This window comes from bacterium, from assembly GCA_036382775.1.
Taxonomy (GTDB): Bacteria; Hydrothermota; Tepidihabitantia; order SM23-42; family JAOAFX01; genus DASVHD01.
This window is the reverse complement of the sequence record DASVHD010000030.1, coordinates 79,999-89,720: the sequence shown is the minus strand read 5'-3', so window position 1 is coordinate 89,720 and position 9,722 is coordinate 79,999. Positions and strand designations below refer to the sequence as shown.

General features: G+C 44.9%; 7 protein-coding genes and 1 tRNA gene. 6 read left to right on the top strand and 2 right to left on the bottom strand.

Annotation, left to right across the window (positions count from 1 at the left end; translation table 11 throughout):
• Nucleotides 1-18: 18 nt before the first annotated feature.
• Nucleotides 19-681 (bottom strand): class I SAM-dependent methyltransferase, encoded by a 663-nt coding sequence (locus tag VF399_06690; GenBank protein HEX7320021.1) that lies wholly within the window; start codon nt 679-681, stop codon nt 19-21.
• Nucleotides 682-1,086: 405 nt separating this feature from the next.
• Here VF399_06690 and VF399_06685 point away from each other — a divergent pair, with 405 nt between their 5' ends.
• From VF399_06685 to VF399_06660, 6 genes are all read left to right on the top strand, one after another.
• Complete coding sequence (locus VF399_06685; GenBank protein HEX7320020.1) at nt 1,087-2,136, top strand: site-specific integrase; 1,050 nt, start codon at nt 1,087-1,089, stop codon at nt 2,134-2,136.
• Between the two features lie 102 nt (nt 2,137-2,238).
• Nucleotides 2,239-2,324, top strand: a tRNA-Leu gene (locus tag VF399_06680).
• A 104-nt stretch (nt 2,325-2,428) separates the two neighbouring features.
• A complete protein-coding gene (locus tag VF399_06675) occupies nt 2,429-3,970 on the top strand; it encodes a hypothetical protein (protein ID HEX7320019.1) in 1,542 nt (513 codons plus the stop codon).
• A gap of 232 nt (nt 3,971-4,202) precedes the next feature.
• The gene (locus VF399_06670) at nt 4,203-6,155 is read left to right on the top strand and encodes a choice-of-anchor J domain-containing protein (protein ID HEX7320018.1); all 1,953 of its coding nucleotides are present in this window, start codon (nt 4,203-4,205) and stop codon (nt 6,153-6,155) included.
• 180 nt (nt 6,156-6,335) lie between these two features.
• Nucleotides 6,336-7,097, top strand: coding sequence for a tetratricopeptide repeat protein (locus VF399_06665; protein ID HEX7320017.1), 762 nt, complete (start codon nt 6,336-6,338; stop codon nt 7,095-7,097).
• Nucleotides 7,098-7,099: 2 nt separating this feature from the next.
• Nucleotides 7,100-8,047: a carboxypeptidase-like regulatory domain-containing protein gene (locus tag VF399_06660; protein HEX7320016.1), complete on the top strand. Its 948-nt coding sequence runs from the start codon at nt 7,100-7,102 to the stop codon at nt 8,045-8,047.
• Nucleotides 8,048-8,065: 18 nt separating this feature from the next.
• On the opposite strand, the gene VF399_06655 is transcribed toward VF399_06660, so the two are convergent.
• Nucleotides 8,066-9,586 carry a tetratricopeptide repeat protein gene (locus VF399_06655; protein ID HEX7320015.1) on the bottom strand — a complete coding sequence of 507 codons (1,521 nt, stop codon included), beginning with the start codon at nt 9,584-9,586 and terminating at the stop codon, nt 8,066-8,068.
• Nucleotides 9,587-9,722 lie beyond the last annotated feature (136 nt).

The window sequence follows — 9,722 nt, the reverse complement described above, 5'->3', positions numbered from 1 at the left end:
GCTTCTTTAACAGCGCAATTACCTGTTCCTCGGTGTATCTTCTGCGGGCCATATTGAGCCTCCTTCGGTCGCCTTTCGGCAACCATTATATCCCCGGCGACTCAACTTGTAAACTGTCCAGTTTTTGGGGGTAGGGTCAGTTGCCGTAAATCCGTCCTTGCAGACGATAATTCCATTCCCAGTTTTATTAATATCAATTTCACCAATTAATCCGGCTGCTGCCTGTAATTTAAACCATTCCAGGCGATAGGGCCAGAATTCATCGGCATAACTGGAAAAAATCGTCGAACCACCCAATTTAGTCACCCTTACCACCTCTAGGATCAGTTTCCTGGGATCAATATGAAAGGCGGAAATCCCGTTTTGGATGCATATGACCCGGTCAAAGGATTGGTCAGGGAAACCGAGTTGGATCGCATTCATGACCAGTAAATGGCAGTGACCAATAAGATTAAGCGCTTTTTGACCCTTAGAAATCGATGTTTTCGAAGTATCTATACCAATAACGAAACCTGCCCTGGCAGCAAACTGGGGTATTACCCGGCCATAGCCGCAGCCAAGTTCAAGGAGCCTTTCTCCCGGCTTGATCTTGTCATAGACATGGTTGATCTCGGCTTTCAGGTACTGCTGTACCCGTGCCGGCGCCAGGTCGTAGCAGCGCTGAAGTTTATCGGCTGACAACTGATTAACATAATAATTCTGAACCTTCAGCTTAGATTGGTCCAATTCGTTTAAGGGTTTTTTTTAAAGGGTCCATCGTGGCCATGAAACCGGATCGTTTCCCCATAAGTCAAACGCTTTTGTTTCTTATATATCATCCCAACCTCCGATTTTCATTAATAGTACATCGCAGGATGATAATGTCAAGAACGGTGATTTTACCACGATAAACCTTCAAACAAGCTGAAAAATCAATTTTTTATAAAAACCAACCTTTCTATATGCAGCAGACATCACTGCTTCTATCATTTTTTACTAGAAAAACCGGTTTCGGCCGTTATTATTAGTATAGAGGAAATCCATGAGCATTGACTTTTCTTTGAGATATAATATAATGAGCCAGAATAAAATATCCGGGGGCTGCCCGTGAGGAAGTATCGGCGTGGCGACTCATGGGGCATTGACCGGTTCGCTAACGGCAAAAGACTCCGGTACATCGTTGGAACCGAAGAAGAAGCGGATAGGGAGCTCGCCCGGCTTCGTGCGGAACTTGCCAGCGGCGCGCAGCCATCCGATCCGAAAAGGAAAGGGTTGATCTTTGACAACCTATGTGCGGAATATCTAGAATATTCCAAAGCGAACAAGAAACCACAGTCACACCGCCGGGATCAGGTAAGCATAAAGAGCCTGCTCGACACCTTCGCCCAAAAACTGGTCGTCAAAATCACCGCGTACGACCTTGAGCATTACAAAACCAAAAGGCTTTTGCATGTCAAACCGGCCACGGTCAACCGCGAGCTTTCGTGCATCAAGCACATGTTCAATCTGGCCGTCGTCTGGGAGAAAATAAAAAGCCATAATTTGCACAAGGTAAAGAAGTTCAAAGAACCGGATGGAAGGGTCAGGTATCTGAGCGACGATGAAATACCCCGGGTCCTTGCCGCTTGTTCCCGATATTTAAGACCGATCGTGATCATGGCATTGAACACGGGCATGCGCAAAGGCGAGATCCTGAACCTGAAATGGACCGAAGTCGATATGAATAACAAATTGATCATAATAATCGACGCGAAGAACAACAAGTCAAGGAGCATACCCATTAATCCGGTTCTCTTCAATGAACTGGTCGTAAAAAAATCAAAAGCCAACAGCGAATATGTGTTCGCGCATCACGACGGCACAAGGTTCCATGAATTGTACTATGGTTTCATGTCGGCGCTTAAAAAGGTGGATATAAATAACTTTCATTTTCACGACCTCCGCCACACGTTCGCTTCAAGGCTTGCCATGAGCGGTATTGACATCAGGATCATTCAGGAATTAATGGGCCATAAAACGATCACCATGACCATGAGGTACAGCCATCTGTCCAGTAAAACCCTTCGGGAAGCAGTTGACAGACTATGCCGTCCGGAAGATATAAAACCCGGAAATAGTGGCGCAGACGCACAAAATTCCAGCACAACCATAGCTTAAAAAATCGATATTTGGATGTGACATGGCACACAACACAGAATAACATGGCACATTTTAAAAATTTCCTTGAAAAACCGATGAAAAGTGATGAAATTTCGAGCCGCCGGGATGATGGAATTGGTAGACATAGCGGACTTAAAATCCGCTTCTCAGCAATGAGAGTGCCGGTCCGAATCCGGCTCCCGGCATGTCGCAACGCAGTTGCAGCAAACACAATATACTGAATACCCATCTGTCACAAAGGGTATCGCGGACTAATAGTCCGTGTAGAAGTGCTTGACATCAATTCTGTTTGGTTTATAATTTTAGGGAGGACAAAATAAATATATTAATCGGAGCAATCTTACCTCTCATACTTTTTGCTCAAATAGAAAACTGGGTCTACCGGTATAACGGATCTGGTGGCAATGATTACGCCCATTCTCTGGTCTATGGTATGGATGGTAATATTTATACTGCAGGAACTAGTTCCGAAAGTGGCTCCTCCACCTATTTCACTGTGATTAGCCTGACACCTGCCGGTGACACCAATTGGGTGTACCGGTATAATGGGCAAGAGAATTCAGATGCATATGCTGTTACATATGGCGCTGATAGCAATATATATGCAGCCGGAAAAAGTGATGATGGTGGTCTCGCTATGGATTTTTTAGTAATCAGCCTAACACCTCGTGGTGATACCAATTGGGTCTACCGGTATAATGGACCGGAGAATGGTAAAGACCAAGCTCGTTCTATTGTCTACGGTATGGATGGCAACATATATGCAGCTGGATACAGCGAAGACAGCAGCACTTATTTTGATTTTATCGTTATCAGTTTAACACCCGCTGGTGACACCAATTGGACATATCAGTACAATGGATCGGGTAACGATCAGGATATTGCCAATTCCATTGTCTATGGTGCGGATGGCAATATTTACGCCGCAGGATGGAGTGCAGACAGCAGCACTTATTTTGATTTTATCGTTATCAGTTTAACACCCGCTGGTGACACCAATTGGACATACCAGTACAATGGACCGGGTAATGATCAGGATATTGCCAATTCCATTGTCTATGGTGCGGATGGCAATATTTATACTGCGGGAAGTAGTGTAGGCAGTGATACTATCATGGACTTTTTAGTGATTAGCCTGACACCTGCCGGTGATGCTAACTGGGTTTACCGGTATGATGGGCCAGGGCATGATGATGACCAGGCGCGTTCCATTGTTTATGGTTTAGATGGCAACATTTATGCTGCAGGTGATAGTCGTGGAAGTGGCACTAACTACGATTTTATAGTGATCAGCCTAACGACTGCCGGTGACACCAACTGGGTTTACCGGTATAATGGACCGAGTAGTTCAATTGATGAAGCTCATTCGATTGTCTACGGTAATGACGGCAACATTTATGCCGCTGGATATAGTTATAACAATGGTACGTATACAGATTTTTTGGTGATTAGCCTAACGACTGCAGGTGACACCAACTGGACATACCAGTATAATGGCTCAGTGAATGATGAAGATAATACAGAGTCCATTGTCTATGGAGGTGATGGTAATATCTATATCGCGGGATATAGCAGGGGCTATGACTATAGTGCTGATTTTATGGTTATAAGTCTTTCGCCAGATCTTGGTGTTGAAGAGAAAAACAATTTTATTGAAAAAAATCGGCATGGAACTACAGTCTTTAGCGGACCATTACATTTTCCGAACGCGAAGAACTGCAAGGTTTTTGACATCACGGGCCGGCAAGTCATGCCGAATGAGTTAAGACCAGGAATTTATTTCATTGAAATTGATGGGGTAATATCGCAAAAGGTGGTTAAAGTTAGGTAAAATTAAATTTTGTTGGAAAAGAAGGGGAGTGATTTTTAGTCGCTCCCCTAATTTTTTCGTGTCACGGATTTGTCACACCTTCTGATCTATAAGGATTGGAAGATCCAACCGGAAACCAATTGAAAATTGACGATCGGGATCTAATCCGCATTGTAATATCGTAATCCGATATGGGGATTGACTTGAGCGGTGAATCCAGTAATAATACGGTAATATATTCAGGGGGTTCGAAATGGCTATATTGACGCTGGTGATTTGCTGCGCCTGGACCGAGAGTTTTGAAACCCAGAATTATTTCCCGCCCGATGACTGGATCATCGTAAATGAAGACGCTCTGGACGCAGTTTGGTACCGGGCTACGGGCCAGGGGCACACGGGAACAAAGGTTGCCGCGTGCTATTATGATACTGCCTACACCGGTCTTAACCATACAAACCTGGATTACCTCATCACCCCTCGTATTCTACCCCAGGCAGGCGATACGTTGCTGGGTTTTTGGTGCCTATCAACGACCACGGCAGGCTGCAGCCTGGATATTATGATCTCAACCGCGTCGCCAATATCGATGCCTTCATTAAGTGTTATCCAGACCATCAACGTGACCGGTACCTCATGGACTCAATATTCTGTTTCCCTGGGTTCATATGCCGGTGTCCCCGTCTACATTGCTTTCAGAACAAGAAAAATTCCGCTTCACCAAGCGTTTGGTCTGGATGATATAACGCTCCCGACTAAAATCACCCAGCCGTATATCTGCAATGGCCGGTTGAGAACAAAGGGACCGCCGTCGCAAAAATATCTGCAGGTCTGGGGCAGCCATTACCAGATGGGTTATGCCCACGGGTTCTATCTCGCCGAAGAAATAATGGCATCGTTCAGTCACCGGTGGATCGGGTACACCAGTTACCATGCCTGTACACCCGCGGTGTGGGAAAATTCATTTCTACCTTCTTTCCGCGCGTACTATTATGTACCGCAGAAATTCCAGGATGAAGCTCAAGGGATATGCGATGCATTCGCCGCCAAGGGAGTGAGTCTCTATCATGCCGCATTGGGAAGAAACATAACCAGTGAAGACATCCTTGCCATGACCGCGGCAACCAGTCAAGACAAGTTCGGATGTTCAAGTGTTTCCGGCTGGGGACAATCGACCGCGGCCGATGATACTCTACAAGGCGGGTTCATCATTGGCCGGAACGTGGACGCGCGGGTGGGTCTGTACACAACCATGGGTAACATATCCTTAATAATTGCTTATACCTCTGATGATCCGGATGAACAACCTTTCTTTAATGTCAGCATGGCTGGTATCTTCGGTGCTTTTTCATGTATCAACCGCAATGGCGTCGGTCTGTGTCAAAATACCGGCAATCACCCCGATACCGACACCATACCGCCAAACTCCCTGCTCGGCGATTTTCTGTCCAGCCGGTTCGGGGTCGAGATGATTGATCCGGATGGCAATGGCGTGAATGATATTTTTGACATCGATTCGATGAAGGTCCATTCCGAACATGTGCGTTCCAACGATCTTCATGTCTATTCGCCTAACGATGCGGCGCATCCAGTACCCGCTGCAATTCTTGAGATAAATCACCTCGCGGACACGCTCCGTTTCGTTGAGCACAATACGATCCCGCCGGTAATAAACTCATCATGGAATCTCGCGGTGACCAATCACGACCGGTTGCTGTACCCGCCGGTGGGTTGTTGGCGATACCAGAGGCTGGCCGACTCGCTCAATGCCGACTATCATTTAAATACGCCGCGCACATCGAGAATCGCCAATACGGTGGCGATTGATTATGATGCCGGCACCAGCCATTGTACATACCATTCCATGGTGCTCCGTCCCGATCTGGTAGTTTCAAACCCGGACTGGCCCTGCGTCGGTGTCAGCTATGCGCGCTGTTATCGCGGCGCTCATACCCAGGGAAAAGTGTGGTATTCCTGGAATGAACTGTTCGATGGAGTAATACCGGTTGAAGAAATCACTGCCCGACCGATAAACAGGGAAGCGGTTACGGCCACCATCGTTGCCGGGCCTCTGCGATTGCCCAAAGGCAAGATCTGCCGAATCTTTGACATCACCGGCCGGGTAGTGATGCCGGACAAGATGAAATCCGGTATCTATTTTGTTGAAATTGATGGAAAGATGACAAATAAAATAATTAAAGTCAGGTAAAAATCTATATGAATTTTGTGATGCTTTAAGCAAAACAGGAGAGTGGTTTTTTTTGGGTCACTCCCCTTATTTTTTCAGGTCACGGATTCGTCACTTTTTCGGGGTAAAAAAACCGAAACAGGCCGGGAAAAAGGACTTGACAATGGCGCGATGCCGGCTATATATTAAGACGCATAGAACATGATCTACAACCTGAAAATGATTTCAATGAAGAATTTTTGCTATTTCAGTTTCATTCACCTTTTTGTGTTTTTCACCAGCGCTATCGCGCAAAATACTAATGACGATCTGTCTAAAAAAGTCATTGAGCAGGTAGCGGTATATTATGCTGGAGGTGAATATCGAGCAGTGATTAATTCGCTCGAATACACTTTACCGCAACTCAATGAATCAGCAAAGCCCGAAGCGCATAAGTACCTGGCGCTGAGCTATGCAGCATTAGGTAATATACCGACAGCACGGGAACATTTTAGAACGGCGCTCAGTTTGAATGCGAAGATGATACTAGATACGGCTATGGTTTCGCCCGATATTATGGAGCTTGTTTGGCAAGTAAAAAAAGATATATCCCGTGAAGGAGCGATGTGTTCTTGTTTTATCCCGGGCTGGGGACAGATGGCAAAGGGCGAAACCAGAAAAGGCTGTATCGTGCTTGGGGGCTCAGTTGCCACTGTGGTCACTTCAGTATTACTGTGGTTTATCGCGGAGGACAGACACGACGATTATCTTGCTTTAGGTTACGATGATCAAGCGCGGATGGACAGTTATTACCATGCCTACGATCGCTGGTACAAAGCAGCACTATTGAGTTCCACGGTATTTGCCGGTATCTACGTTTACGGTTTTTATGACGCCTTATCGGTAAACAAAACCAGCATTACCGATCAATTCGATGACATCAAAAGTAAACGCGTCCGGATCGGTTACAAGATAAAATTTTAAACATGCAAGCCATCCAAAATTTGATTATATCAAGTATTGTCTGTAGTCTTGCATATACGAGCTGTATTAATGCACCGCGCGATAATAAATACGATCCTCTCAATCCTGATAAAGCAGAAATAATCGGCAAAGCCGGTGAACCTGATGGTCGTAACATTGCTGGCGTAAACGTGGAGCTGATTCATGAATATGATGATGAAGTTGTCAAAAGTGATACCAGCGATCGGTCCGGCAATTTTTGTTTTGATAATATCGACCCGGGAGTATACCGTATTCATGGCTCAGCACCTCATTTTACCGAGGTGAGCACCGCACCTGAAAGCCTTTGGGCCGGAACCTGCCTCGATGAGTATCGACTATATTTCACTACCTTTGATTTTGAAGACGATACGGAAGGTGCAATGCCATACGGTTTCAGCAAAATAGATGGCTCATGGCGGGTTTCCAAGGATCCAATAATGGCAAATGAGCATTCTGTACCCAACGTCACCAGCGGCTTGGATATTGACGGTCATGATTCTGCCCCGTCTCTGACAATATTTAGAACAAAAGCCGAATATGTTGATATGGCACTCAAACTCAAAGTTTTGAATTCATCCAGTCCACGGTGGCAGACCGGAATTGTTTTCCGATACCAGGACACCGAGAACTATTATTTCACAAAGATCGATTCTCAATCGGCGAGCATTGGTTTTATTAAAGATTGCGTTGAGTCGACATTAGTCGACACCAACCTGGTTTTTCTGTCGGATATCTGGTATACCTTGAAAATGCGTTGCGATACTGCCGCCACGGACATCTACTTGGATGATGCGCTCATATTTCATATCTCGACAATCAACTGCGTCTTTCCGGACGGTTTTTTCGGTATGTTGGTGTCAAGTCGAGAATCAGGAATTGCCGCAACGGTAAATTTTGACGACATTCTTATAGATTACAAGCTTCAATAATATTCATCTTCAAGCTGCTTACTCAAACCCTTTTATTTCATCCAAGAGAAATACAAATCCGAGTTCCTTCGCAAGCGCTTTGGCCTTCTTTATTTCATCGGCATATTCTTTTCCCGTTGCCTTGTTAAACCGCGCTTGGACAAACAGTGCTTCTGCCGTAAATTCCCTGTTGTCCAGTTTTTTAACGAAATTGGATAATTCGAAAAGCTTTTTTTCCGCTTTTTTGTATTTTTCTCTTGCGATACCGTATTTTATGAAAATAATAAGTAACATACCTTTATCTTTACCGGTATCCGCGTCTTTGTAGATATTTTCCAGTTGAGATATATAATCAGATATTCCCGGCAAGTATTTTTTACTTTTTTCTTCGATCGCTGTTCTGACGTACTCTTTAAGCGCCAGAACCTTCAGGTCTGACATTTTGTGTTTTTCCGCTAACCCAATGCTGTTATTTAGCAGTCTGATGCTTTTAGCATACTCTTTAAGACCCCTGAATACCTTGGCTTTCATCGTACTGCATCGGATAACGATCTCTAAGAGGTCGGCGTGTAGCCCGATCTTCTCCGACTTATTCAGGTATTCAAGTGCCGCTTTATAGTCGCCCCGATCGCAATAGTTCATGCCGAGATCGAGCAATGCCATAGCGGTCCCGGGTTTGTTGCCGATCTTTTGGAAGATGTCCAAACTCAGAGTGTAATATTTAAAAGCATTGCTGAAATCGCAAAGATTCTCGTAACAAAGACCGGCATTAAGCAGGTGCGCGGCCGTACCGGCTTTATTCCCCACCTCTTCGCCAATTTTTATTGCCTTTAAGAAATATTCAAGGGCAGTATTATACTTTTCCTGATCGTTGTTGATTATTCCAATATTCCCCAGAATTACTGAAACCGCGTTTTTGTAACCTATCTTCTGGGCGATCCCAAGGCTTTTCTTAAAACAGTTTTCGGCAGTTTCCATTTTTGAATTATGCCAATAGATAAGACCGATATTGTTCAGCGATTGTGAAATGGCTATCTGATCATTGATCTTTTTGCCTATTTCCAGTCTTTTTTTGAAATTTGCCAGGGCTGAATCGTATCTGCCCTGGATGTTGTTGACCATGCCCATGGTATTGTATGCGTTCGAAATATTTTGCAGGATACCCCGGTGATCTTCGCTCCGGCGCTTTGCGCTTTTCCCCACCGATCGGTACAAATTTATTGATCTCTGCGATGTTTTTAAGGATAATTCATAATTGCCTTTATCGCGCAAAGCGCCCGCTTTTACTGTCAAAGCCTTACCTTTTGAAAGCAGGTCCATTTTCCTGGTGAACCTGATCAGTTTGTCCGCATATGATAATTCCTGGTCATAATCGCCTAGTTCACCATGCAGAACGCTTAGCCCGATCAACGCATCTCGCTTGTAATTGATATCGCGTGAAAGCCTGATCACTCTTTCAAAATCTGCCATTGATTTTTGTAATACCCCGATAATATGATATACTTCGGCCCGGCCCGTGAGCGCCCTGATCGTTTTAGTGTGAAGAGTTTGGCGGTTCATGGCTCTTTCATTCATCCGGCATAAAACACTCAACATCCAGTATCTGCAATTGGTGAATTATAACTACCAATAAACATCTGTCAACGCATCGTACATGTTAAATTGCGGAATAACCGATCTTTTGTTCATATTTTAA